Source organism: Naasia lichenicola (assembly GCF_004801885.1).
In the GTDB taxonomy this organism is placed as follows: domain Bacteria; phylum Actinomycetota; class Actinomycetes; order Actinomycetales; family Microbacteriaceae; genus Naasia; species Naasia lichenicola.
The window spans coordinates 763,256-787,611 of record NZ_SSSM01000001.1; the positions used below are offsets into that span (position 1 = coordinate 763,256).

22 protein-coding genes are annotated in these 24,356 nt (G+C 67.5%); 6 read left to right on the top strand and 16 right to left on the bottom strand.

What is annotated here, in order from left to right; genetic code table 11:
* Nucleotides 1-72: 72 nt before the first annotated feature.
* The 3 genes from E6C64_RS03640 to E6C64_RS03655 all read right to left on the bottom strand — a co-directional run bounded on the left by E6C64_RS03640 (nt 73) and on the right by E6C64_RS03655 (nt 4,113).
* Complete coding sequence (locus tag E6C64_RS03640) at nt 73-1,500, bottom strand: dipeptidase (protein ID WP_136426224.1); 1,428 nt, start codon at nt 1,498-1,500, stop codon at nt 73-75.
* Nucleotides 1,501-1,868: 368 nt separating this feature from the next.
* On the bottom strand, nt 1,869-3,056 hold the full coding sequence (locus E6C64_RS03645) for an SIR2 family protein (RefSeq protein ID WP_158437729.1): 1,188 nt from the start codon (nt 3,054-3,056) through the stop codon (nt 1,869-1,871).
* A gap of 610 nt (nt 3,057-3,666) precedes the next feature.
* Nucleotides 3,667-4,113: a hypothetical protein gene (locus E6C64_RS03655; RefSeq protein WP_136426226.1), complete on the bottom strand. Its 447-nt coding sequence runs from the start codon at nt 4,111-4,113 to the stop codon at nt 3,667-3,669.
* Nucleotides 4,114-4,176: 63 nt separating this feature from the next.
* Here E6C64_RS03655 and E6C64_RS03660 point away from each other — a divergent pair, with 63 nt between their 5' ends.
* The 4 genes from E6C64_RS03660 to E6C64_RS03675 all read left to right on the top strand — a co-directional run bounded on the left by E6C64_RS03660 (nt 4,177) and on the right by E6C64_RS03675 (nt 7,020).
* Nucleotides 4,177-4,920 carry a hypothetical protein gene (locus E6C64_RS03660; RefSeq protein ID WP_136426227.1) on the top strand — a complete coding sequence of 248 codons (744 nt, stop codon included), beginning with the start codon at nt 4,177-4,179 and terminating at the stop codon, nt 4,918-4,920.
* Nucleotides 4,921-4,991: 71 nt separating this feature from the next.
* Entirely contained in the window at nt 4,992-5,756 is a 765-nt protein-coding gene (locus E6C64_RS03665) for a hypothetical protein (RefSeq protein WP_136426228.1), read from the top strand.
* 17 nt (nt 5,757-5,773) lie between these two features.
* Nucleotides 5,774-6,049 carry a hypothetical protein gene (locus tag E6C64_RS03670; protein WP_136426229.1) on the top strand — a complete coding sequence of 92 codons (276 nt, stop codon included), beginning with the start codon at nt 5,774-5,776 and terminating at the stop codon, nt 6,047-6,049.
* Nucleotides 6,050-6,456: 407 nt separating this feature from the next.
* Nucleotides 6,457-7,020 carry a DUF3043 domain-containing protein gene (locus E6C64_RS03675; protein ID WP_136426230.1) on the top strand — a complete coding sequence of 188 codons (564 nt, stop codon included), beginning with the start codon at nt 6,457-6,459 and terminating at the stop codon, nt 7,018-7,020.
* Nucleotides 7,021-7,037: 17 nt separating this feature from the next.
* Here E6C64_RS03675 and E6C64_RS03680 read toward each other — a convergent pair whose 3' ends face one another.
* From E6C64_RS03680 to hisD, 3 genes are all read right to left on the bottom strand, one after another.
* The gene (locus E6C64_RS03680) at nt 7,038-8,075 is read right to left on the bottom strand and encodes a quinone-dependent dihydroorotate dehydrogenase (RefSeq protein ID WP_136426231.1); all 1,038 of its coding nucleotides are present in this window, start codon (nt 8,073-8,075) and stop codon (nt 7,038-7,040) included.
* Between the two features lie 66 nt (nt 8,076-8,141).
* Nucleotides 8,142-8,621: a transcriptional regulator NrdR gene (nrdR, locus tag E6C64_RS03685; RefSeq protein ID WP_136426232.1), complete on the bottom strand. Its 480-nt coding sequence runs from the start codon at nt 8,619-8,621 to the stop codon at nt 8,142-8,144.
* Nucleotides 8,622-8,793: 172 nt separating this feature from the next.
* The gene (gene hisD, locus E6C64_RS03690; protein WP_136426233.1) at nt 8,794-10,101 is read right to left on the bottom strand and encodes a histidinol dehydrogenase; all 1,308 of its coding nucleotides are present in this window, start codon (nt 10,099-10,101) and stop codon (nt 8,794-8,796) included.
* A gap of 150 nt (nt 10,102-10,251) precedes the next feature.
* Here hisD and E6C64_RS03695 point away from each other — a divergent pair, with 150 nt between their 5' ends.
* Nucleotides 10,252-10,752, top strand: coding sequence for a flavin reductase family protein (locus tag E6C64_RS03695; protein WP_136426234.1), 501 nt, complete (start codon nt 10,252-10,254; stop codon nt 10,750-10,752).
* 277 nt (nt 10,753-11,029) lie between these two features.
* Here E6C64_RS03695 and dnaE read toward each other — a convergent pair whose 3' ends face one another.
* The 9 genes from dnaE to E6C64_RS18880 form a co-directional block, all read right to left on the bottom strand.
* Nucleotides 11,030-14,542, bottom strand: coding sequence for a DNA polymerase III subunit alpha (dnaE, locus tag E6C64_RS03700; protein ID WP_136426235.1), 3,513 nt, complete (start codon nt 14,540-14,542; stop codon nt 11,030-11,032).
* Between the two features lie 222 nt (nt 14,543-14,764).
* Nucleotides 14,765-15,697 (bottom strand): RluA family pseudouridine synthase, encoded by a 933-nt coding sequence (locus E6C64_RS03705; protein ID WP_136426236.1) that lies wholly within the window; start codon nt 15,695-15,697, stop codon nt 14,765-14,767.
* Between the two features lies 1 nt (nt 15,698).
* Nucleotides 15,699-16,436, bottom strand: coding sequence for a signal peptidase II (gene lspA / locus E6C64_RS03710; protein WP_199240941.1), 738 nt, complete (start codon nt 16,434-16,436; stop codon nt 15,699-15,701).
* Nucleotides 16,437-16,479: 43 nt separating this feature from the next.
* Nucleotides 16,480-17,148, bottom strand: a complete 669-nt coding sequence (locus E6C64_RS03715; protein ID WP_136426237.1) for a DivIVA domain-containing protein — start codon at nt 17,146-17,148, stop codon at nt 16,480-16,482.
* 232 nt (nt 17,149-17,380) lie between these two features.
* The gene (locus E6C64_RS03720) at nt 17,381-17,668 is read right to left on the bottom strand and encodes a YggT family protein (protein WP_136426410.1); all 288 of its coding nucleotides are present in this window, start codon (nt 17,666-17,668) and stop codon (nt 17,381-17,383) included.
* A 481-nt stretch (nt 17,669-18,149) separates the two neighbouring features.
* Entirely contained in the window at nt 18,150-18,593 is a 444-nt protein-coding gene (locus tag E6C64_RS03725; protein ID WP_136426238.1) for a cell division protein SepF, read from the bottom strand.
* 35 nt (nt 18,594-18,628) lie between these two features.
* Complete coding sequence (locus E6C64_RS03730; protein WP_136426239.1) at nt 18,629-19,363, bottom strand: YggS family pyridoxal phosphate-dependent enzyme; 735 nt, start codon at nt 19,361-19,363, stop codon at nt 18,629-18,631.
* Nucleotides 19,364-19,447: 84 nt separating this feature from the next.
* Complete coding sequence (gene ftsZ / locus E6C64_RS03735; RefSeq protein WP_136426240.1) at nt 19,448-20,713, bottom strand: cell division protein FtsZ; 1,266 nt, start codon at nt 20,711-20,713, stop codon at nt 19,448-19,450.
* 236 nt (nt 20,714-20,949) lie between these two features.
* On the bottom strand, nt 20,950-21,837 hold the full coding sequence (locus tag E6C64_RS18880) for a cell division protein FtsQ/DivIB (protein WP_158437730.1): 888 nt from the start codon (nt 21,835-21,837) through the stop codon (nt 20,950-20,952).
* A gap of 337 nt (nt 21,838-22,174) precedes the next feature.
* Here E6C64_RS18880 and E6C64_RS18885 point away from each other — a divergent pair, with 337 nt between their 5' ends.
* Nucleotides 22,175-22,777 (top strand): hypothetical protein, encoded by a 603-nt coding sequence (locus E6C64_RS18885; protein WP_158437731.1) that lies wholly within the window; start codon nt 22,175-22,177, stop codon nt 22,775-22,777.
* A 133-nt stretch (nt 22,778-22,910) separates the two neighbouring features.
* Here the strand turns inward: E6C64_RS18885 and murC are convergent, their stop codons facing one another.
* On the bottom strand, nt 22,911-24,335 hold the full coding sequence (murC, locus tag E6C64_RS03745; protein WP_136426242.1) for a UDP-N-acetylmuramate--L-alanine ligase: 1,425 nt from the start codon (nt 24,333-24,335) through the stop codon (nt 22,911-22,913).
* Between the last annotated feature and the right edge of the window lie 21 nt (nt 24,336-24,356).

A 24,356-nucleotide genomic window follows, 5' to 3' on the forward strand; every position in this document is an offset into this window, starting at 1 on the left:
ACGAGCGCTCACCCGCTGTCGGAGTCGGCCGCATGTCCCCGCCCCCGTGCCGGCTGCCGAATGTCGCGCGTCTCAGGAGCGCTCGTCGAGGCGGGAGAGCAGCAGCGCCTCGCTGAGGATCGCCCGCCGGAGCACTCCCAGATGCTGGGACTCGTTGGGCGAGTGCGCTCGGGTGTCGGGGTCCTCGACGCCGGTCACCAGGATCTGCGCTTCGGGGAAGACGCGGACCAGGTCCGAGATGAACGGGATGGATCCTCCGATGCCGGCCTCCACGACCTCCGCACCCCAGCCGTCGGTGAGCGCCGCCTTGGCGTCGGCGAACGCCCACCCGCTGGTGTCGACGAGGAACGCCTCGCCGTTGTCGACGTCGGCGATGGAGATCTGCGCTCCGAGGGGGACGTTGGCGTGCAGGTGCCGCTCGATCGCAGCGAATGCCTCGCCCGCGGGCTGGCCGGGAGCGACGCGGGACGAGATGCGCACGCGGACCGTGGGGACGAGGGTGTTCGATGCGTCGCGCACCGAGGGGGCGTCGATTCCGGTGACGGTGATGGAGGGACCGAACCACATCTGGCCGTAACGGCTGCCGTCGGGGCCGCCGATCGGCTGGACTCCGTCCAGCAGTCCGGATTCCTCGCGGAAGCGATCGGCCGGGAAGTCGGGCGCGTCGATGCCGTCGAAGGTCGCGAGCCCGTCCACGGCGACGGTGCCGTCGGCGTTCCAGAGAGTGGCGAGCAGGCGGATCGCGGCGAGCATGGCGTCGGGCGCCGCTCCCCCGAACATGCCGGAGTGCACGGCGTGGTCGAGGGTCGACACGGTGAGGTTGAACGCGGCGTTGCCGCGCAGGCTGACCGTCACGCTCGGAACGGTCGTGCTCCAGTTGTCGGAATCCGCGACGACGATGACGTCGGCGGCCAGACGCTCGCGCTGCTGCTCGAGGAAGGAGGGGAAAGATCGCGATCCGAACTCCTCCTCTCCCTCGATGAAGAGGACGAGGCCGACCTGCAGGTCTCCCCCGGTCACCTCCTGCAGCGCGCGGATGGCGGCGAGGTGCGTGGCGACCCCGGCCTTGTCGTCGGAGGCTCCGCGACCGTACAGCCGGTCGCCGCGCAGGGTCGGCTCGAACGGCGGCGACTCCCAGAGCGCCTCATCGCCCTGCGGCTGGACGTCGTGGTGCGCATAGAGCATCACGGTGGGGCGACCGTTGCGGGCGGCGCGGGTCGCGAGCACGGCAGGATGGCCGAGCTCACCGCCGCCCTCCGGTCCGGTCATCGGGGCGCGCAGCACCTCCACCGAGTCGAAGACTCCGGTCGCCCGCGCGAGCTCCGCGATGGCGGATGCGCTGGCGGCCACCGAGGCGGGGTCGTAGCCGTCCCACGAGACCGACGGGATGCGCACCAGGCCGCTCAGCTGGGCGATGGCGGTCGGAAGTCCCGAGAGGACCGCCTCTTCGAGGGCTGCTGCGCGACGGGCTCCGCCCGCTGCCGGGGTGTCACTGGCCATACGGGTTATCCTAAGGCGACGAATTTCGAGGAACTGCTGTTCAAAACGGTTTCCCCTGGTTGTCCACACCTTGTCGTCGCGCACATCTTGCTTGGTCAGGTTCAGGTTGCATGCCGACGCGGTCCTAAAACTGGTTACCGCCACGAGCCGCAATTACCTGTAAATCATCGTTGCTTGTGCACGCCCGAAGGCACGACTGGCTTATCTCTTAGCAGGGACAAGGTTGTGCCTGGCACTGTCCGAGGTCGGTTCGATCCTGGATGCATGAAGCACAACTGGCCGACCACAGAAGAGCAAGCAGCCGAGTTCGACTTGCTTGAAGACCTGCTCAACGTAGTCGCGGCACTCGCTCAGCAACTCGGACTGATTTAGGTAGCTAGCTCTGCGGCGATCTGAGATAGCCCTACGGCGGCAGATTCGACAATCACGTCGTGCGTCAGTGGAGGCCGCTTCTTTTGACCCAGCTGTTCGCCACCCTTGATGCCGGACAAGACTTCGCGCGCGAACGTCGGCGGATAGCTAACGAATTCCCAGGTCCTCTCATTCTTGTCAATCATGGTGAGCCTTGATGCAACGGATGAATTCAGCCAGCGAGCAATGGCCGCATTTATGTGGTCGTCTCGATAGGAGTAGCCGATGATGGTCAACCACTCGGTCGTCGCCAACATGCGATCTAGTTCGACCAGCATCGCCAAGAATGGGCCATCCGCACGCAGCTTGGATCCATGGCCAAAAACAACCGCCGGCTGACCGTTCACCGCGTTTGACGCGTTGGCCGACTCTCCTAGCTGAGATAGGGAATCCCCCCTCACACGCATGCCATCTCTCTGTAGTGACGACATGGTCCAGTCGAGCGACCCGTGGACCTTCAGTAGGCGGACATCCCGGATCCCGTTCCAATTCCAGTCGTAACCGCCCCTCCATGCGCTAAAGCCAGTGTCGTGAGTGACTTCAGCGGCATCGCAGGCCAGTTCTAGGGACCGGTCATAGTTCAGCGTGGCAATGCCGACCAGGTCCTTCGCGGTCACGATTGGCTTGAGATAGTCCACCCTGTTGGGGTCGACTCGCAGGATCTCGACCAGAGCGTCGAGCATGGCGGCCTGGAGGCGTTGGAAGGTCCGATCGCTGCTGCCCTGTGTCACCGCCTTCACGCCGGCCACAAATGCTTTCTCCACATTTCGGGCCGCGAAGTGCTGATCAGACAGCGCCTTCATAAATTCGCGACCCCATCCCGACGGCATGCTGGAGGAGTCCGACATTGCTTCCACATTCCGGTTCCAGCTACCAATGAACGCGGCCAGATCGAGAGAACGGCGGTGTTCGAGGCTACGCACGGCCGCAAACACACGTTCAACATCAACACCATCGAAGGCCTTCCCACCCAGCCCGGTGTCGTGTTGAACGAGTGCGCCGATGACGACATGTAGAACCCGCGCCAACGTTCGGTACTGGTATTTTTCGTCGATCGAATCTGAGATCCTGCGGGTGAGTTGCACGCTGGTGGGCAGGCCTGCATCGACAGAGGCACCAGCACCGAGGAGGAACGCCTTCTTCACTCGTCAGGTGTACCAGTCGTACTGACAGCCGAGCGAGCAACTCGGCCTTCTTGGTCGAGAACTCGTCATCAGTCAGGACACCAGCGGCAGGTAGAGCGCCGAGCTTGGTGATCAGCCCGATCACGTCATCGCGCTCGCCACTCTCGGGCGCCTGCTCTGCTTCAACAAGATTGGCTAAGAACTTGTCGTAGACAATCATTTTCGCCTTCATGACGAGGACGCGGCCGTCCTCAAAGCGCACCCGCAGACGGCCGACGGTTGTGCCGGATCTAGACGCGAGGTAGGCGCCGCTGGACCTAAGTAAGAGGTTGCCGCCGGCAATCCCCGACAGGTCGTCCTCTTGGGTAATGATCTCCAGCTTGGTGACGACAGGTAGTGGTGCGATGGTAGGCCGGGACTCGGACCTCCTTGCTTGATTCTGAAGTCCGACGTTGTCGATATAGACGACATTGTCTGAGAGCTGCATGATCTGCCACATCCCGACGCCCAGGTCACCAGAGAGCACTTCAAGTCCAGGATCCAGGCCATAGAGCGAAGCTGTGGGCGATCCCTGGTGAGGGGCCTGCGCCGCTCCGCGTGAGTGCTCGCTCTACCTTGACCTCGGGCCGCCTCAATACTTGTTTGAACGAAGCCATTCCTCGAAGACGCGCGGACCCGCCTCGTTCGTTGCCTGGTCCCCGTTCCGCAGGGCCTCTACAAGAGCTGAGACTCGATCAGGCGCAAACGTCGCAACTGCTTTCACTGGCTTCTCGATCATCCTGAAAGGAAGATCCGTGCCGTTCACTGAGGTCTTGCAGATGAACTTCCGGCCATCGAGCAGCTTGGCACCCAGGCGACTGAAGACCTCTCCGCCCTCCTTGCCGTAAGTCAGCACTTTGATCTTCAGGATGCCCGGGTAGGGCTCTGCCGGGTCGACAGTCGTTCTACCAGCGAAGTCGGTGAACCGCCTTACGCCTGGCTTCCCATCATCGCCGGCTTGTAGGTTCCACTCGCCGAATCCAAGGCCAGTATGACCAGGCCATCCCCGCACCGTACCGACGTGGCTTCGATCGCGCACCCGACATGGCCCACTAGAAGTAAGGCATGGTGCCCGGAGCAACCGCGCTCATAGGGTCGACTCATGTTGTTCGAAGCAGACGTCCCAGAAGGTCACCACTTCGGGGTCTCACGAACCGTCGATGGCGGCGTCGTCGGTGGTATCTATAGCGACATAACGCACAAGCTCGTTGACCAAGCAGTGTTCATGCCTGTTTACTCGGCGTCCCCATCAGAACGCATTGCCTCTGCGCCAGGTACGGCGTCCAATTCAGCGCCGCGTCTAAGCCCGATGCAGCAGCAGATCGCTGTTGCCATCACCCAGGCGCTCGTGCAGGAGATCGTCCGGCAGGTAACGCCGCTCATCGTGCAGTGGATGACCGACAAGGGCATCCCCAAGATCAAGGAAGCATGGGCCAGGGCAATCAAGCGGCCGGCGACAGAGGCGGAGTCCGCTAAGCCCCAGGCTGCGGTCGAGCCGGCCATGTTCATTGCCTCGAGCACCGGCGTTGAGGTCGCCATCTCTGAAGCCAAGGTCACCATGAGCCGCGCTGAATGGGACGAGCGCTTCCGGCTGATGGTTCGTACTGCAGAGTTCAGCGAGCAGCAGCGCCGCATCCTTGAAAAAGCAGAGATCGTCGAGGAAGGCAACGTCCTCGAAGCGAAGCCCACTGATCAGCTCACTCCGAAGCAGTTCCAGGACTCGGTCATGCAGATCCTGGAGAGCAACCCCTCGCTACTAGATGAGCACTCTGCAGGCGAATGGATCAGGATCATTGCGCAGTCTCAGAAGCCGGATGACGATGGATCGGCAGCCGCTCTGGTCTGAGAAACGAGTCATTGTCGGGGGTCATCGTTAGCTTCACCTTATAGCGTTCCCATAGCCGTGAGGATGTCCCGATGTCCACTGAAGCCCCCGCCCACAGAGCGGAAACAGTCGATTCCGTCTCAAAGAAGCTGCTTGTCAGCAACACCGCTCTCGCGATATCAGCCGGCCTGGTTCTGCTCTCGGTGATTCGCGTCTACTACTTCTGCAACTTCGATGTGCAGGTTGCTCTTGCAACACTTTCGGTGGCCAACCGCACGCAGGTGCTGATCTCCACGATGTTCAACTTCATCACCACAGTCGTGCCGTTCCTCTTCACTATGCCCGCCGTTCGGCGATGGCTGTGGGCCGGCAATTCGAACGATGCCTCTCCTCTGCTGACTCTCCGAACAGCATTGATCTGGGTACCGCTCACTCCCCTGGTCGCGCTTTCAATGTCCATCCCGGTGGCATTCGGCTGGTTCCTCGGCGCAGCTTCTCTGTTCATCGTGCGCAAGGTGAGGAAGAGCGAGAAGCCCCCAAAGAAGCCAGCTTCAGTCATGCTCAATCCGGTCTGGATCATGTCGACCCTCGCCGGTTTTCTGATCCTCTTCACCCTCTACACGCCATGGCAGGCACGCGAAGCGATCACCATTGCGGGCGAGCCCACGGTCGGATACGTGATCGGAGAACAAGCCGGCCAGACGCTGATCCTGGACTACGACAAGAAGGCGATGTGGGTTAAGACGAGCGACGTTGGGACCCGGGAGCTTTGCAAGCCCACGACCTCTTGGTACTCGGGCACGTTGGCCTCCATCACGAACCCCGCCGGCGTTGACTGCCTCGCGTTGGTCGACTGACCCTGCATGCTCAGAGCGTGGACGATGACGACTTCGCAGTTTCGAAGGATGAGACCCTTACCGACGATCACCTCGTCCTGTGGTTCTTTGACCGTCTGAACGACTGGACTGACGAAGACGATAACGCCGGCTACCGGCTCGAGGTCGAGAAGCTGCTGCTGGCGATCTGGACAGTGCCCGCACGCGAGGTAGGCCTCGCCAAAGAGATCAGGCGCGACGTGCAGGCTTTGTTCGATCGCATCACGGACCAGCTCGTCTTTCAGCCTCCGGAGTGGATCGCGTCGTTCTTCTGATCCGCCTAGCCGGGAGTACATAGGGGGCTCTGTAATGACGCATGGCGAGCTGAAGCACTTGTAGCCAGAGCCAAGAAGTGGCTCCGACCCCGACCCCGATCCCGATCCCTTGCAGAGTTCGAAGCCGTGGCCACTGCCCTTCAGGCAAATGCGATGCTACAAGAGGAGGTACAGGAGGCTCCCTAGCTACCGGTTGGGAACGTTGCATTGAGCCAAGCTGTGAAGAGTTCTAGCCCTGGCTGAGAAGATGAGCGCACAAGCCGCGAAGCTGAATGACACGAACCGCGACACCGCGTAGATCTGGCAAAGATCTGGCACGGAGCCCCGTTTTGGCCCTGCTAGCTACACAAAAGACCTGATCAGCTGGCTGGTAAACTTCCAGTACTCCAGAATTCGAGGAACCCGCCGTGCCCAAGCAGTCCAACACTCCCCCTCCCGCACCGGCCGAGCCGGTCATCGGCAAGGGCGTACGCACCCCCACGCGCCGCGAGCGCGAGGCGGCCAACAAGCGGCCGCTCGTGCCGACCGACCGCAAGGAGGCGCGTCGCCAGTCGCGCAGCCAGCTCGCCGTCGAGCGCGACAAGGCGCGGATCGGCATGGCCAACGGCGACGAGCGCTACCTGATGACCCGGGACAAGGGTCCGACCCGTCGCTTCGTCCGCGACTACGTGGATGCGCGGACCGGCATCGGCGAGGCGTTCATGCCCGTCCTGCTGATCTTCATCGTCATGACGGCGATCCCGAGCAAGGAGGTGCAGTTCTACGGCATCTTCGTGGTCTACGCGTTCCTCATACTCGTGATCATCGACTCGCTGATCCTGGCCGTGACGGTGCGACGCAAGGTGCGGGAGAAGTTCGGCGCCGACGTCTCCGTCAAGGGCCTCGGCCTCTACGCGGCGATGCGCAGCGTGTACTTCCGCCGGCTTCGCACGCCGAAGCCGCAGGTCAAGCGCCGAGAGTTCCCGAGCTGACGATGGACTGACCCGTCCTAGCGGGTCAGTTCGCCGTACTTCGCCAGCTCGCGATTGATGCCGCGCGCCCAGAACGGGCCGCGGTAGAGGTAGGCCGTGTAGCCCTGGACCAGGGTCGCCCCTGCCGCGAGACGCTCGCGGACGTCGGCGCTGGTGTCCACTCCCCCGACGGAGATCAGGCACAGGTCGGCGGGCACCACGGAGCGCAGCAGGCGGAGCACCTCCAGAGCGCGAGCGGCGAGCGGCCGCCCCGACAGACCGCCCGCGCCGGCCGACTCGATTCGACTCGGATCGCTGCGGAGTCCCTCGCGCGAGATGGTCGTGTTCGTCGCGATGATCCCGTCGAGGCCGAGTCGCACCGCGAGCTGCGCGAGATGCACGATCTCCTCGTCCTGCAGGTCCGGGGCGATCTTGACGAGGAGCGGAACCGATCCGATCTCCTCGCGTACCGCGACGAGCAGCGGCTCGAGCCTGTCGAGCTCCTGGAGTCCGCGGAGTCCGGGGGTGTTCGGCGAGCTGACGTTCACCACCATGTAATCGGCCAGGGGCGCAAGGGTCCTCGCGCTCCGCCGGTAGTCGGCCTCCGCGTCGTCGACCTCGACCACACGGCTCTTGCCGATGTTGACGCCGATCACGGGCAGGGATGGGGCCCGGCGGGTGCGGACGAGCTCCTCGGCTGCGGCCTCCGCACCGTGGTTGTTGAACCCCATCCGATTGATCACCGCCCGGTCTTCGACGAGCCGGAACAGGCGGGGAGTCGGGTTGCCCGGCTGCGCGTGCGCGGTGACCGTGCCGATCTCGACGTGGCCGAAGCCGAACTGGCCGAGCCCGCGGATGGCGCGCGCATCCTTGTCGAAGCCCGCCGCTAGGCCGAACGGAGACGGGAAGGTCTGCCCGAGGGTCCGGACGGCCAGCCGGGCGTCGGGTGCGCAGAGACGCCGGATGATCCAGCCGAGCCCGGTGCGCGGCAGCAGCCGGATGACCTCGTAGGCGAGGTGGTGGGCGCGCTCGGGATCCATCCGGACGAGGATCAGGCGGAACAGCAGGCGGTACACGGGCGCGATCAGCTCCGGGGCAGAAGGTCGTCAGGCCGCGGACGTCCGCGGTGTAGGAGGGTGGGCTCAGTCGTGCTCGGCGGGGCGCGGGGCGCCCACCGGGCGCTCGACGCGCAGCAGGGTGATGGCCTCTTCGAAGTCGTCGAGGGAGTCGAAGCTCTGGTAGACGCTCGCGAAGCGCAGGTAGGCCACCTCGTCCAGCTCCCGGAGCGGCGCGAGGATCGCCAGGCCGATGTCGTTCGCCTCGACCTGCGACGCGCCCGTGGCGCGGATGGCCTCTTCGACCCGCTGGGCGAGCAGGGCCAGGTCGCTGTCGGTCACCGGACGTCCCTGGCACGCCTTGCGCACACCCGACATGACCTTCTCGCGGCTGAACGGCTCGAGCACGCCGTTGCGCTTGATGACGTTGAGGCTGGCGGTCTCTGTGGTGCTGAACCTGCGTCCGCACTCGGGGCACTGACGGCGGCGGCGGATCGCGAGCCCGTCGTCGCTGACCCGGGAGTCGACCACCCGGGTGTCGGCATTGCGGCAGAAAGGACAGTGCATGGTGCCACCAGGCTACGGGACGCGGGCGAGCCGGTGGCGGCGGGATCCGCGCGCCGGTCACGCTCTCAGCGAGCACTCGGAACGGTCGGTCGGTGAGTCTCGGACCGCCAGCGATCGGACCGAGAGCGGGAGCGGGACTCAGTCGAAGGACCCGGCCGCACCGAACCTTCGCTCAGTCCGGAAAGCGTGCGGCCACAGCCTCGCCGTGGGCGGGCAGACCCTCCGCATCGGCGAGGGCCACGATGTCGTCGCGCACCGCGGCGAGGGCGCTCTCGCTGTAGCGGATGATCTGCTGCGGTCGGAGGAAGGTGTAGGCACCGAGCCCGGACGAGAAGCGCGCCCCTCCCCCGGTCGGCAGCACGTGGTTGGAGCCGGCGAGGTAGTCGCCGAGGCTCACGGGCGAGTTCGCGCCGAGGAAGATCGCTCCGGCGCTCTCGATGCTGTCGAGCACCCGCTCGGGGCTCTCGGTCACGATCTCGAGGTGCTCCGGCCCGTAGGCGTTGCTGAAGGCGATGGCGGCGGTCAGGTCGTCGACGAGCACGATGGCCGACTGCTCCGCGGACAGCGAGACGGCCACCCGCTCCGCTGCGGCGGTCCTGGCGGCCAGCTCGGGCAGCAGGGCGACGACCGCGTCCGCCAGCTCGGTCGAGTCGGTGACGAGGATGGCGGCCGCCAGCTCGTCGTGCTCCGCCTGACTGATGAGGTCCATGGCGACGAGCCGCGGATCGGCGCTGGCGTCGGCGATGATCAGGATCTCGGTGGGGCCCGCTTCCGAGTCGATGCCGACCCTGCCGTGGACCAGTCGCTTGGCGGCCGCGACGAAGACGTTGCCGGGGCCGGTGATGACGTCCACCGGATCGAGCGAGAGGTCCGGCACGCCGTAGGCGAGGGCGCCGATCGCACCCGCCCCGCCCATCGCGTACACCTCGTCGATCCCGAGGAGTCCTGCTGCGCCGAGGATCACGGGGTGCACGGAGCCGTCGAACTGCCGCTGCGGCGGGGAGGCGATCGCGATCGATCCGACGCCGGCGACCTGCGCCGGCACCACGTTCATGACGACGCTGGAGGGGTAGACGGCCTTGCCGCCGGGGACGTAGAGGCCCACCCGGCCGACGGGCTGCCAGCGCTGGACGACCTCGGCGCCCTCCGCCAGGGTCGTGATGCCGCCGGCGGGGATCTGCGCCTCGCTCGCCCGGCGGACCCGGTCGATCGCCTCCTCGAGGGCGGTGCGCACGGCGCGGTCGAGCTGGCCGAGGGCGAAGCCGATGTCCCGCGCGTGGATGCGGATCCGGGTCGGACGGACGCCGTCGAAGCGCTCGGCCTGGTCGAGCAGGGCGAGCTCGCCCCGACTGCGCACATCGTCGATGAGGGCGGCGGCCGCGGCTCCGGCCGACGCGGGGTCGACTGTCGCTCGAGGGATGATCGCAGCCAGCTCGGCCTTGGAGGAGCTGGTCGCGCGGAGGTCGACGGAGTGCATCATGGCGCGGTCAGTCTACCGAGGGCGCTGCGGGCCCCTCTGTGCTCGCGACCCGAGCGGGGCGTAACGAATCCTCGCGGGACCGGCGCATCTGACACGCTTGAGGAGCCGCACGGAATAGGGACGGCCCGAACGACGCTGACTTCGAGGAACATGAACGAGACTTTCGCGGCCGACGACGTCGCCGCCTTCAAACAGGCCTTCCGACGGCACGCCGCCGGGGTGTCCATCGTGACCGCACGCGACACCGACGGCACGCCCGTCGGCTTCACCGCCACCTCGCTGGCATCCCTCGCCGCGGTCCCGCCGCTCGCGAGCTTCAACATGGCGCGGATCGCGAGCACGTTCGGAGCGATCGAGAACACCGAGTGGGTGGCGATCCACATGCTCGGCGCCCGCAGCCGGCACCTCGCCCAGAAGCTCGCCGGCCCCGCAGAGGAGCGATTCCTCGGCGACCACTGGCACGAGGGCCCGCACGGCCTGCCGATCATCGACGGCGCCACCGCGTGGATGGCGGGTCGCATCGTGGCACGGGTCCCGGTGGAGAACAACGCGGTGATCGTGGTGCAGATCGAAGAGGGAGCGCTCGGCGAGGACGACGCCCCGCTGCTCTACCACGAGCGCGCGTACCACGCTCCGCGGCCGCTGGACTGACGCCCGAGGGCCTCGATACGGGTGGCCACCTTTCGGTGGTCGAGGAGGGCGCCCCGCGCCCGTCTCGAGACCGGCCGAACCCTCGCCAGCGGCCATCGTCATGGACTCGGCAACCGGTCTCGAGACGCGCCGTAGACGGCACTCCTCGACCAACGAGGGGGCCTGAGCGAATCACCGGCCTCGATTCACCCAGCCACAGACGTTGGTCGAGGAGGCCGTTCACGGCCGTCTCGAGACCGGTCGAACCGGAGAAGCGTCGTTGACCGGCGCGCACCCCTCAGCCCAGGCAGCCCGGGCCCAGGAGGGACTTGAGCTCCCCGTAGAGGTCGGCGGAGACGTCGACGCGGTAGGGCAGCTCGAAGACCCGCATGTTGCCCGAGCCGAGCAGCTGCAGGCGCACCTCGGTGTTCCCGCTGTGCCGGATGAGGACGTCGCCGAGCGCCTTGACGGTGTCGGTCGTGGCACGCGTGTCCTGCAGTGAGAGAGTCAGATGCCCTGATCCGAGGCCTGTTCCCATGTCGGGCGTCGACAGGCTGTACGCGTGGAGGTTCATGCTGTCCTCGCGCTGGCTCACCCGGCCGCGGACGACCACCACGGTGTCGGTGGCGAGGGCCGGCGCGAACTCCTGGTACGCCTTGCCCATGAACATGACCGTGATCGTGCCGCCGAAGTCCTCGACCTCGACCATCCCGTACTGATTGCCCGAGTTCTTGGCCGTGCGGTGCTGGACCTCGGTGACGAGCCCGGCGATGGTGACCGTCTCTCCGTCGGAGACCGTCTCGCCCGCCAGCACGTCGGTGATGTTGCTGCTGGCGTGCTTGGCCAGCTGCAGCTCGAGCCCGGCGAGCGGGTGATCGGAGACGTAGAGGCCGAGCATCTCGCGCTCGAAGGCGAGCTTGTCCTTCTTGGCCCACTCGGGGCGGTCGGGCACCTTGTCGGGCTCGTCCTCGAAGTCGAAGACGCCGCCGAACAGGTCGACCTGGCCGTTCGCCTCATTGCGCTTGATCGAGACGGCCGCCTCGACCGCGTCCTCGTGGATCTCGAGCAGTCCGCGGCGGGTGGCGCCGAGCGAGTCGAAGGCGCCCGCCTTGATCAGCGATTCGACGGTGCGCTTGTTGGCCACGACGAGCGGCACCTTGCGCAGGAAGTCATGGAACGAGGTGAAGGCGCCCTTCTCCTCGCGAGCGATCCTGATCTGCTCGACCACGTTGAAGCCGACGTTGCGGACGGCGCCGAGGCCGAACCGGATGTCGTCGCCGACGGCCGCGAAGAAGCCGATCGACTCGTTGACGTCGGGCGGGAGCACCTGGATCTTCATCCGGCGGCACTCGTTGAGATAGATCGCGAGCTTGTCGCGGGCGTCGCCGACGCTCGTCAGCAGGGCGGCCATGTACTCGGCCGGGTAGTGCGCCTTGAGGTAGGCGGTCCAGTAGCTGAGCACCCCGTAGGCGGCCGAGTGCGCCTTGTTGAAGGCGTAGTCGGAGAACGGCAGCAGGATGTCCCACAGCGTCTTGACCGCGGCGTCGGAGTAGCCGTTGGCGTTCATGCCGCCCTTGAAGCCCTCGAACTGCTTGTCGAGCTCGGACTTCTTCTTCTTGCCCATGGCGCGACGCAGGAGGTCGGCCTGGCCGAGCGAGTAGCCGGCCAGCACCTGGGCGATCGACATGACCTGCTCCTGGTACACGATCAGCCCGTAGGTGGTGCCGAGCACCTCCTGGAGCGGCTCCTCCAGCTCGGGGTGGATCGGCACGATCTCCTGCAGCCTGTTCTTGCGCAGGGCGTAGTTCGTGTGGGAGTTGGCGCCCATCGGGCCCGGTCGGTACAGCGCGCCGACGGCGGAGATGTCCTCGAAGTTGTCGGGTTTCATCATGCGCAGCAGGGCGCGCATCGGTCCGCCGTCGAACTGGAAGACGCCGAGGGTGTCACCGCGGGCGAGCAGCGCGAAGGTGTCGAGGTCGGTGAGCTCGAGGTGCTCGAGGTCGGGCCGGAGGCCGCGGTTTGCCTGGATGTTGTCGAGCGCGTCGTCGATGATCGTGAGGTTGCGCAGCCCCAGGAAGTCCATCTTGATCAGGCCCAACGACTCGCAGGCCGGGTAGTCGAACTGGGTGACGATCTGGCCGTCCTGCTCCCGCTTCATGATCGGGATGATGTCGACGAGCGGCTCGCTCGACATGATGACGCCGGCCGCGTGCACGCCCCACTGGCGCTTGAGGTTCTCGAGGCCGAGGGCGGTGTCGAACACGGTCTTCGCATCGGAGTCGGTCTCGATGACGGTTCGGAGGTCGATGGCCTCCTTGTAGCGCTCGTGGCTCTTGTCGAAGACGCCGGTGAGCGGGATGTCCTTGCCCATGATCGCGGGCGGCATGGCCTTGGTGAGCTTGTCGCCCATCCCGAACGGGAAGCCGAGCACGCGCGAGCTGTCCTTGAGCGCCTGCTTGGCCTTGATCGTGCCGTAGGTGACGATCTGGGCGACGCGGTCGCTGCCGTACTTCTCGGTCACGTACTTGATGACCTCGCCGCGACGGCGCTCGTCGAAGTCGACGTCGAAGTCGGGCATCGAGACGCGGTCGGGGTTGAGGAAGCGCTCGAAGATCAGGCCGTGCTGCAGCGGGTCGAGATCGGTGATCCGCATGGCGTAGGCGACCATCGAGCCGGCACCCGATCCACGCCCCGGTCCCACTCGGATGCCGTTGTTCTTCGACCAGTTGATGAAGTCGGCGACGACGAGGAAGTAGCCGGGGAAGCCCATCTGCAGGATGACCCGGGTCTCGTACTCGGCCCGGGCGCGCACCTCGGCGGAGATTCCGTCGGGATAGCGGTACTGCAGCCCCTTCTCGACCTCCTTGATCAGCCAGGTGTCCTCGTTCTCGCCCTCCGGGCAGGGGAACCGCGGCATGTAGTTCGCGTCCTGGTCGAACTCGACGTCGCAGCGCTCGGCGATGAGCAGCGTGTTGTCGCAGGCCTCGGGGTGGTCGCGGAACAGGTGGCGCATCTGGTCGGCGGACTTGAGGTAGAACTCGTCCGCGTCGAACTTGAACCGGTTCGGGTCGTCGAGCGTGGTGCCCGACTGGACGCAGAGCAGCGCCGCGTGCGAGGTCGAGTCGTGGGCATGCGTGTAGTGCAGGTCGTTCGTGGCGACCAGCGGCAGGTCGAGGTCCTTGGCGAGTCGGATGACGTCGGACATCACGCGCTTCTCGATGCCGAGGCCGTGATCCATGATCTCGGCGAAGAAGTTCTCCCGGCCGAAGATGTCGCGATAGTCGGAGGCCGCCTTCTTGGCCTCCTCGTACTGGCCGAGCCGGAGGCGGGTCTGGATCTCGCCGCTCGGGCAGCCGGTGGTGGCGATCAGGCCGTCGGAGTACTGGCTGAGCAGCTCGCGGTCCATCCGGGGCTTGAAGTAGTAGCCCTCGAGCGACGCGCGGCTCGAGAGGCGGAACAGGTTGTGCATGCCCTGGGTCGTCGAGGACAACAGGGTCATGTGCGTGTAGGCGCCCGCACCCGACACGTCGTCCTCGCCGCCGTTGCCCCAGCGGATGCGCGTCTTGTCGCCACGGGCTGTGCCGGGAGTGAGGTAGGCCTCCGTGCCGATGATGGGCTTGATGCCGGCGGCCTTGGCGGTCTTCCAGAAGTCGAACGCGCCGAACACATTGCCGTGATCCGTCATCGCGACGGCGGGCATGCCCTGCTCTACTGCGGCATCGATCAGGGGTTTCACCCGGGCCGCGCCGTCGAGCATGGAGTACTCGGTGTGGACGTGCAGGTGGACGAACGAGTCGGTGCCGGTGGCCACGGAGCAGCGGTTCCTCTCGACGGGAGCGTGTTCGGGCGCACGCGGACGGGTCGGGTTCGGGTGGAGTCTGGGCAGTCTAATCGGGGCCGCGGACACCGACGGCGGCCCCTCCGACCGTCATCGGCGCGTCGATTATCACGGTTCAGGCGTTCGACGACGGATCAGGTGAGAATCGCCTGATCCGTGTTCGAAATCCCAGAATCGCCTGAACGGTGGAAGTGCTCAGTCGGATTCGAGGACGGTCAGGGCGTGTCGCAGGTCGGCAGGGTAGGTGCTCTCGAAGAGCACCCGCTCCCCCGTCGACGGGTGCTCGAAGCCGAGTCGCATGGCGTGCAGCCACTGCCGCGTGAGCCCCAGCCGCTCCGACAGCCGGGGATCGGCGCCGTACATCGCGTCGCCGACGCACGGGTGACGATGCGCGGCCATGTGCACCCTGATCTGATGCGTGCGACCGGTCTCGAGGTGGATCTCGAGCAGCGTCGCCGCGCGGAACGCCTCGAGCGTCTCGTAGTGGGTGACCGAGGGCTTGCCGTCGGCCGTGACCGCGAACTTCCAGTCGGATCGCGGGTGGCGTCCGATGGGCGCGTCGATGGTTCCTGCCGTCGGATCGGGGTGTCCCTGCACCACCGCGTGGTAGATCTTCTCCACCTCGCGCTCCTTGAAGGCGCGCTTGAGGAAGGTGTAGGCGTGCTCGCTCTTGGCGACGACCATCAGCCCGCTCGTTCCGGCATCGAGCCGGTGCACGATCCCGGCGCGCTCGGCGGCGCCCGAGGTGCTGATCCGGAAGCCGGCGGCGGCCAGAGCGCCGAGCACGGTCGGACCGGTCCAGCCCGGCGACGGATGCGCGGCGACGCCGACGGGCTTGTCGATCACGACGATGTCATCGTCGTCGTAGACGATGCCGAGGTCGGGCACGGCGATGGGCTCGATCTGCACGGCCCGCTTCTCCACCCACTCCACCTCGAGCCAGGAGCCGGCGGACAGCCGATCCGACTTGCCGACGACCCGGCCGTCGAGCTGCACTCCCCCGGTCTCGGCGATCTCCGCCGAGACGGTGCGGGAGAAGCCGAGCAGCTTCGCGAGCCCCGCGTCGACCCGCTCGCCCTCGAGGCCGTCGGGCACCGGGAAGCTGCGCGACGAGGTGACCTCTGCCATCTCAGACGCCGTCGGAGGTCGGCTGTTCGGGGCTGACGGCGCGCTCCGGCGCTCCACCCGTGCCTGCGCCGCTCTTCGCCGCCGATGGGCCGTCGCCGCGGTGCCGACGGGTCGATGCGGCCCTAGTGCCGTCGAGCCCGATCCCGCGGAGGGTGAGCAGGATGAACAGGCCCATGCTGGCGACGATGGCCATGTCCGCGACGTTGAAGATCGCGGGGAAGCCGTAGATGCTGATGAAGTCCACGACATGCCCGACGCCGAAGCCCGGATCGCGGAACAGGCGATCCGTCAGGTTTCCCGTGGTGCCGCCGAGGAGCAGCCCGAACAGGACCGCCCAGCCGGTGGAGCGGATCCGACGCGCGAACCAGATGATGAACACGGCGACGGCGGTGGCGATGATCGAGAAGATCCAGGTGGATCCGCTCGCCAGCGAGAAGGCCGCGCCCGAGTTGCGCACGAAGAAGAACTGCAGGATCTCGCCGAGAACCGGGGTGCGCACGCCGGGCTCCAGATTGGCGACCACCCACGCCTTGCTCAGCTGGTCGGCACCATAGAGGGCGACCGCGACGAGGGCGACGACGAGCAGGGCTCGAAGGCTGACGCGTGTGCGGGTCGAACCGCCCGCTGGATCCGGATCGCCGCCGGGGACAGCCGAAGCCCCGGCACCGGATCCGGTGTCGGGGCTGCTGCCTGCGGGGCTGCTGTCCAGAGAGCTGTCGCCCACCGGGCTCGTGCTCATCGGGTCGCGGCTCTCGCCGCCGTCGTCGGGAGCGGCGCCGTCCTCAGGACCCAAAGGCCTGGTAGCTCTGCGGCTGACTGACGTTCATGTTGCCGTAGTTGCCGGTCGTGTTGATGTTGGAGGCGTCGAGGTCGCGCAGCTGCCCCTCGATGTAGCCCTTGAGCTTCTGGCGGTATTCGCGCTCGAAGCTGCGCAGCTCGTCGATGCGGTGCTCGAGCAGGGCGCGCTCCTGATCGAGCGAGGAGATCTGCGAACGCTGCTTGGCCTCTGCCTCGGCGACGACGCGGGCCGCCGTGGCGTGTCCCTCGGCGATGAGCGCGTCGCGCTTCTCGATTCCCTCGCGGACGTGCTCCTCGTGCAGGCGACGGGCCAGCTGGAGGAGGTTGTTGGTGTTGGAGGGATCGATGGCGCTCGCGTCGACCTGGGCGGTCGGGTACGGGAGGGCGGCCGGTGCGGGGGCGGGCTGCATGTGCGCTCCCGGCTGCTCGGCGGTGATGGGGGCGGGTCCGCCGCCGCCGCTGCGCTGCAGCTCGGCGATGCGGGACTCGCTGGCGATCAGGCGCTGACGGAGGTCTTCGTTCTCCTGGTTGAGACGGCGCAGCTCGACGACGACCTCATCGAGGAAGTCGTCGACCTCGTCCTGGTCATACCCCTCACGGAACTTGGTCGGCTGGAATCGCTTGTTGACGACGTCTTCTGGCGTGAGGGCCATGTTGCCACCTTAGAAAGAACTCGCTCGGAAGCGGGAATGAGTGCAGGAAATGGATGAAGTTGGGATGGTGCGACGCTATCCGGCCGTCGGATGATTGCCCCTCGCGAGACTCCCCGTCTCTCGAACATCATCCGCCTTGGCCGCGGTCGCGTAGGAACACGATATCGGAGCGGCCCTGAGTGCCGACGGATTGAGGCGACAAATCATCGTGCCGGGCGCGCCGCACGCGGGCTCACTGGAGGAAGGAGACCGCGTACATGCCGATGATGACGAGCAGCATCGTGAGGCTCCAGCCGAAGTCGAGCGACAGCGGCCCGACCCGCAGCGGCGGTATGAGGCGGCGGAAGAATCGGATCGGCGGATCGGTCACGGTGTAGGTGTACTCGGCGACGACGAGGAGGGCGCCACGGGGGCGCCAGCCGCGCGAGAGCCCCTGCACGAGGTCGAGGACGAAGCGGGCCCACATCGTGAAGAAGTAGATCAGCAGCACGAAGTAGAGGATGAGGCCGACGGTCGCCAGCGCACTTGAGGTCACCCGCCCATTATCCGGGGCTCACCAGGTGCGATCCGGACAGCGCTCGCCGGAAGCGGCAAACGGCACCGAGTCGAGGCCCGAAGGAGGAGGACGGGAGCACGACGGGCCGGAGGTCGGTTCGGTGGTCGGGAAGGAAGACGGGAAGGGCTCGTCAGCCCTTCCCGTCTCTTCGGATTCGGCGGGACTCGTCAGCCCTGCGTCATCCGGAAGTCGGGGGGATTTTGTGGTGCGGGTGGTGCGGGTCTCCAGGAATGGAGGGGGTGCTCAGCGCGGTCACTGCCTGTCGGGACTGCTCGTGCGCTGTTCGTTCGTGAAGCGGGTGATGCCGGTACTGCGGGGTGGTGCTGATGCTGCGGAGCTCGGTCGGGGAAACGGCGACCGGACTGTTGGGCTGTCCGACGGGGAAGAGGGACGGTGCCCCGTGAGGCGCGGTGGCATCGCGGGGGCGATGCCGGGTCGAGGCGGGCTAGTCGAGGTCGGGGTCGGCCGGGTTCGTGTCTCCTGAGATGTTGATGTGGGCGGGCGACAGCAGGAACACCTTGTTGGTGACCCGCTCGATCTTTCCGAACAGCCCTTGCGAGAGGCCGCTCGCGAAGTCGATGAGCCGACGGGCGTCGGCCTCCGACATCTGCGAGAGGTTGATGATCACCGGGATGCCGTCGCGGAAGCTCTCCGCGATGGACTGCGCGTCGCGGTACTGACGCGGGTGGACGGTGAGGATCTCGTTCATCTCGGCGGGAGGTGCCGAGCGGGACGTTCGCTTGGGCAGCGCGGTGACGGTAGCCCGCTGTTGAAGCGGCGCCACCGCCTGAGGCGCCGCGGGGGCGGCGGGGATATCGGGCTCGTCGTCGTAGTACTCGTCGTCGGCGAGACCGAGGTAGACCATCGTCTTTTTGATGGGATTGGACATGAAGCTGGTTCCTCCGGGTGGCGTGTTCCCCGAGATTAAGGGAGCGCCGGGCGGGACCCGGTAATGGCTGTCCCGACCCTGAGGTGTGTCGCCCCGACCTCGATGGCCGTTTCGAAGTCGCCGGACATGCCCGCCGAGATGAACCTCGAGGAGGGCGAGACGGCGCGGATCTGCTCGGCGAGCTCCCGGAGCCGCATGAACGCGCGGATCGGCTCCATTCCGAGCGGCGCCACGGCCATCGGCCCGAGCAGTCGGAGCGACTCGGATGCGACGATCCGCTCGGTCAGCGCGGCCAGATCCGCGGGAGCCACGCCACCCCTACTGGGGTCAGCTGAGGACCTCTCATCGAGGTCGATCTGGAGGAACACGTCCGTCCGCGTGTCGTCCTCCACGGAGCCGCGATCGGAGGTGCGCCTTCCGAGCGCGTCGGCCAGCTCGGGCCGGTCGACTGAGTGGATGACGGAGGCGTACTCGCGGACCTGTCGGGCCTTCTTGGTCTGCAGCTGCCCGACGAAGTGCCATCTGAGGTCGTCGGGCGTCGTGGGGTCGGCGGCGAGTTCGGCGGCCTTCTGGCGCGCCTCCTGGTGGCGGTTCTCACCGAAGTCCCGCACGCCGAGGTCGATGAGGTCGCGCACCAGCTCGACGGGGTGGAACTTGGTGATCACGATGAGGGTGAGCTCGTCGGCGGAACGGCCGGAGCGGACCGCGCTCTGCGCGATCCGCTCCTGGACCTCTGCCAGCCTCTCGGCCAGCGCGGTGGGATCTGTCACCTCAGAATCCTGTCATCCCGGAGAGGGGCGCCTGACGCGCGATCTCCGAAGGCGACGCTTCTGGGCTCCAACTCCCGTGCCTGCTTACTTGAGGAAGTCGGGGATGTCGAGGTCGTTGTCGTCCTCGTCGTAGCCGTGATCCATCTCGGTGGTCTGAGTGAGGGTGGTGACGTCTGCGACGGCCGCCCACTCCTGCGAACCCGTGCCCGGGTCGGGGTTGCTCGCGTTGGACGAGCCGCCGTTGCCCTGGCCCGAGGCGACGGCACCGGTCAGCACGGGAGCGGTGAGGTTGGTTCCGGCGAGCGCGTTGGCCGTGGCGACGGCGACCGCAGCGGTGCTGGCGGGCGACGCGGACTCGACGAAGTTGGTGCGCCGACCGTCGCGGTGCTGCTGCTGGTGCGGCTCTCCGCCGTCGAAGCCGGCCGCGATGACCGTCACCCGGACCTCGTCGCCGAGGGTGTCGTCGATGACGGCGCCGAAGATGATGTTGGCCTCGGGGTGCACGGCCTCCTGGACGAGCTTGGCCGCGTCATTGATCTCGAAGATGCCGAGGTTCGATCCGCCCTGGATGGACAGCAGCACGCCGTGCGCTCCGTCGATGCTCGCTTCGAGCAGGGGCGATGCGACGGCGAGCTCGGCGGCCTTGATGGCGCGATCGGCGCCGCGCGCCGAGCCGATGCCCATGAGGGCCGAGCCCGCGCCCTGCATGACCGACTTGACGTCGGCGAAGTCGAGGTTGATCAGTCCGGGGGTCGTGATCAGGTCGGTGATGCCCTGGACGCCGGCGAGCAGCACCTGGTCGGCCGTCTGGAAGGCCTCCATGATGCTGATGCCGCGGTCGCTGATCTCCAGCAGTCGGTCGTTGGGAACGACGATGAGGGTGTCGACCTCGTTCTTCAGCGCGTCGACCCCGCGCTCGGCCTGCGACTGACGGCGCTTGCCCTCGAAGCTGAACGGCTTGGTCACGACGCCGATGGTCAGCGCGCCGATGGCCTTGGCGATTCGGGCGACGACGGGGGCGCCGCCGGTTCCGGTTCCGCCGCCCTCCCCCGCGGTGACGAAGACCATGTCGGCGCCGGCGAGCGCCTCCTCGATCTCCTCGGCGTGGTCCTCGGCGGCACGACGCCCGACCTCGGGGTCGGCTCCTGCGCCGAGTCCGCGGGTGAGCTCGCGGCCGACGTCGAGCTTGACGTCGGCGTCGCTGAGCAGCAGGGCCTGAGCGTCGGTGTTGATGGCGACGAACTCGACGCCGCGCAATCCGAGCTCGATCATGCGGTTGACCGCATTCACGCCGCCGCCGCCGACGCCGACGACCTTGATCACGGCCAGGTAGTTCTGGTTGTTCGTCATTGCGGCCTCCGCTGTATGCACCTGAAAGGAGCGATAACCCTAAAGTTTGAGTTGAGGGTTATAGTTATGCCGGGTATGCATTTCCCCCACCGCTGACGCTACGCGCCCCGACCGACGACGTCCCCCAAGAGCGGGTGGTGTGTCGCGCCCTCCCCTCCTCCATGTGTACGTTCCTGCCCGATGTGCACGGAATTCCGTGCACATCCGTCCGCTTTCGTGCACATGATCCGGACCGGTCAGCGGATGATCCCGACGCCCGGGGAGCTGACGTCGTACTCGGTCACCGTCGTCGGGTGCTGGGCCAGCAGGGCCGTCAGGTGCTCCGCCTTCGTCGCGGAGTCGGAGGCGCTCCCCCAGACCACGCGCTGGCCGGTGTTCAGCTGCAGCGTCACGTCGTCGACCGTCCGGGCGGTGATCGAGTCCAGCTGGCCGAGCAGCTCGACAGGCAGCGCGGCCAGCACGGAGGACGCCGCCGTGAAGCCGACAGAGGTCCGATCGACCGCGGTCGTCCCGGTGCTGCCGGCGGATTCGAGTCGGATGAGCGGGAAGCCGGCCGGTCGCTCGCCGGTCGTCTGCACGGTGACCCCGGTCGCATCGACCAGCTCGTAGCCGGCTGCGGTCTGCACGGCGCCGATGGGAGTGCGCTCGACCACGCGGACGACGAGCGTGTCGGGCAGACGGCTCTCGAGCACGTAGCTGCGGATGATCGGGAATCCGGCCAGGTCGGCGGCGATCGTCGACCGGTCGAGGAGCGGCATGGGCGTGCCGAGCTGATCGTCGAGCACGGCCTCGACCTCCGTGGCGGAGAGCCGCGCGGCTCCCTCCACCGCGACGGTGCGCAGCGCGAACACCGGAGAGAACGTGCTGATCGCGACGACCGCCAGAACGGCCGTGACGGCACCGGTCAGCGCGAGCACGATGGCGCGACGACGGCGGGCCGTGTGCGTGAAGCGTCGGACCTCACCCCGTTCCACTCGGCGGCGGGCGCGCGAGGCGGCTCGAAGCGATGCCCTCACCTCGCGGTCGGTCAGCGCGCCGACATCCGTGGACGGTCCGTCCAGGCGCTCGGTGGCGTCTGCATCGGCGTCCGCGGCGGGGTCGGAGGTAGGGTCGGGGGCGAGCACGCGAGGCGGCGGCGAGGCAGCAGGCGTACGACGATCAGCGGGCCGCACCGTCGGCCGTTCGACGAGGACCTCTGTCGCGTCCTCGTCGGCGGACGCCGTCTCGGGCCCATCGAGCTGGCGGGTCGTCGCCGATGTGTCATCGGTGGGAGCTGAGGAACGAGTCGCGGAGGATGATGCGGCAGTTCGTCCGCGTGACCGCGCGGCGCGGATGGTGGGCGGCTTCGGCGACCGACCGGAAGCGCGGCCCGCCTTCGGCAGCGGTTCGGCGACCACCTCGGTCTCGACGTCCCCGGGCGCAGGCGACGGCGCTGATTCGCGCTTCTGAGCACGCGCAGGCGTGGACGGCGCAGCCGTCGACGGGGCCGTCGACGGGGCCTTCGACGGCGGTGGCGGCAGAGCGTCGTTCCGAGCAGGTGCCGACGCCGTGGAGCGCACCGGCGCACGCGGGGAAGAGCTCGCGGTCGAGACAGCAGGGGCAGCAGCAGAGGGCGGCGGAACGAACGAAGGCGACGGCGCAGCGGTTGTCCGCGTAGCGGTCGACGGCGTGGCAGGCGGCGCAGCGGACGCCGCAGGCGGCCTGGTCGGCGCAGCGGCGCGGGCTGCCGAGCCGCCCGATCGAGCCGTGACGATCGCCGTGGCGCCGTCGTCGAGCCCGCCATCCGGTCGGCTGCGGGTCGGAGCGGGCAGCGGCGAGGACTTCGACGAGAAGGCGGGGGTGGTGGACGACCCCGCGGCCGGGCGTCGTGACCGCTTGGCCTCCGCCGCCGCCTGGGCGACAGCGGCATCGGCGCGGGAGTCGGCAGCCGCCTGGGCCTCGGCCTCCGCCTTGTCGGCGGTGCGCTGCCGGATCGCCTGCACCTGGCTGGCGAGCCTCTCCGCCGCCTGCTGCTGCCGTTCGCGCACGGGGCCCGTGTCTCCGGTGCCGGAATCGCGGCCCTGACCTTCTGTCCCCGACTTCCCGCGGCGCGGGGCCTGACGCGCAGCGCCCGGATCGTCCCCATCGATCGTGCCGGCGTCGATCTCCGTGCCGTCTCCCCCGTCCCCGCCCCCGTCCCCGCCGAGTTCCGACTCGGTCATCCGCCGGCGGGCACCGTCGACAGGGAGCGCAGCACCTGAGGCACGATCTTGTAGACGTCGCCGCAGCTGAGCGTCATGACGATGTCACCCTCGCGGGCGATCTCCGCGGCGCGGGCGGCCGCCTCGGTCCAGTCGGGCAGGAAGGCGACCTTCGACTGGTCGACGAACTCGCGTGAGACGAATTCGCCGCTCACCCCGGGGATCGGATCCTCGCGGGCGCCGTCGACGTCGAGCACGATCGTGAAGTCGGCCAGTTCCTCGTACACGCTGGCGAACTGGGCCGACATCAGCTGGGTGCGGCTGAACAGGTGCGGCTGATGCACCGCGATCACGCGTCCCTCCCCCACCACCGAGCGGGCGGTGGCCAGGGCGGCCGCGGCCTCGGAGGGGTGGTGCGCATAGTCGTCGTAGACCCGCACGCCGCGCTCCTCGCCCTTGAACTCGAAGCGGCGCTTCGTGCCGCCGAACGCGGACAGGGAGCGTGCGACCTCCGCCTCGTCGAACCCCATGCCGACGAGGACGGTGAAGACGCCCGCGGCGTTGATGGCGTTGTGCCTGCCGGCGACCGCGAGGGAGACCGGGTAGCTCACGCCGCTCCAGTCGATGCTGAAGTCCACGCCGGTCGGGCCGGCGCCGATGTCGTGCACCCGGGCGTCGGCATCGGCGCTCTCGCCGAACGTCACCACGCGTCGGTTGGTGATCAGCTCGGCGATCCGCTGCGCGCCCGAGTCGTCGGAGGACAGCACGACGAACTCGGAGGCCCGGTCGGCGAAGATCCCGAACGCCGCATCGAACGCGCCGACGCTGCCGTAGTGCTCGAGGTGATCGGAGTCGACGTTGGTGATCAGCGCCACGGAGGTCTCGTAGAACAGGAACGATCCATCCGACTCGTCCGCCTCGAGGACGAAGAGGTCGCTGGCGCCGGTGCCCGCGCTGCGGCCGATGGACGAGATCACCCCGCCGTTGACGAAGCTGGGGTCGGCGCCGAGCTCGAGCAGCGCCGTGATGAGCATCCCGCCCGATGTCGTCTTGCCGTGCGCGCCGGCGACGGAGACGAGCCGCTTGCCGCGGGCCAGCCAGGCGAGCGCCTGCGAGCGGTGGAGCACGAGGATGCCGTGCTCCTTGGCCCAGACGTATTCGGGGTTGTCCACCCACAGCGCGCTGGTGACCACGATGACGTCGTGCGCCGCGGCGGAGAGCCCGCTGACATGGGCTGCGTCGTGGCCCACCGAGATGGCCGCGCCCGCCTCGCGCAGCCCGTCGAGGTAGGGGCCGTCCGCCTTGTCGGAGCCACTGACGGCGTGCCCGGCCTCGAGGAACATGCGGGCGATCCCGCTCATCCCGGACCCGCCGACGCCGATGAAGTGCACGGCGCCGATGGTCTCGGGCAGGCGGACGGAGGGGTCGGGCTTGAGGGGCATCGCTCTAACCTAGTTCCGCGG

Bases quoted from the DNA above. Each gene is read 5' to 3' on its own strand.
- E6C64_RS03640 (WP_136426224.1), bottom strand. From the start codon at position 1,500: ATGGCCAGTGACACCCCGGCAGCGGGCGGAGCCCGTCGCGCAGCAGCC.
- E6C64_RS03665 (WP_136426228.1), top strand. From the start codon at position 4,992: ATGTCCACTGAAGCCCCCGCCCACAGAGCGGAAACAGTCGATTCCGTC.
- hisD (WP_136426233.1), bottom strand. From the start codon at position 10,101: ATGATGCACTCCGTCGACCTCCGCGCGACCAGCTCCTCCAAGGCCGAG.
- E6C64_RS03725 (WP_136426238.1), bottom strand. From the start codon at position 18,593: ATGTCCAATCCCATCAAAAAGACGATGGTCTACCTCGGTCTCGCCGAC.
- ftsZ (WP_136426240.1), bottom strand. From the start codon at position 20,713: ATGACGAACAACCAGAACTACCTGGCCGTGATCAAGGTCGTCGGCGTC.
- murC (WP_136426242.1), bottom strand. From the start codon at position 24,335: ATGCCCCTCAAGCCCGACCCCTCCGTCCGCCTGCCCGAGACCATCGGC.
- lspA (WP_199240941.1), bottom strand. From the start codon at position 16,436: ATGAGCACGAGCCCGGTGGGCGACAGCTCTCTGGACAGCAGCCCCGCA.
- E6C64_RS03705 (WP_136426236.1), bottom strand. From the start codon at position 15,697: ATGGCAGAGGTCACCTCGTCGCGCAGCTTCCCGGTGCCCGACGGCCTC.
- E6C64_RS03715 (WP_136426237.1), bottom strand. From the start codon at position 17,148: ATGGCCCTCACGCCAGAAGACGTCGTCAACAAGCGATTCCAGCCGACC.
- nrdR (WP_136426232.1), bottom strand. From the start codon at position 8,621: ATGCACTGTCCTTTCTGCCGCAATGCCGACACCCGGGTGGTCGACTCC.
- E6C64_RS03660 (WP_136426227.1), top strand. From the start codon at position 4,177: ATGTTGTTCGAAGCAGACGTCCCAGAAGGTCACCACTTCGGGGTCTCA.
- E6C64_RS03695 (WP_136426234.1), top strand. From the start codon at position 10,252: ATGAACGAGACTTTCGCGGCCGACGACGTCGCCGCCTTCAAACAGGCC.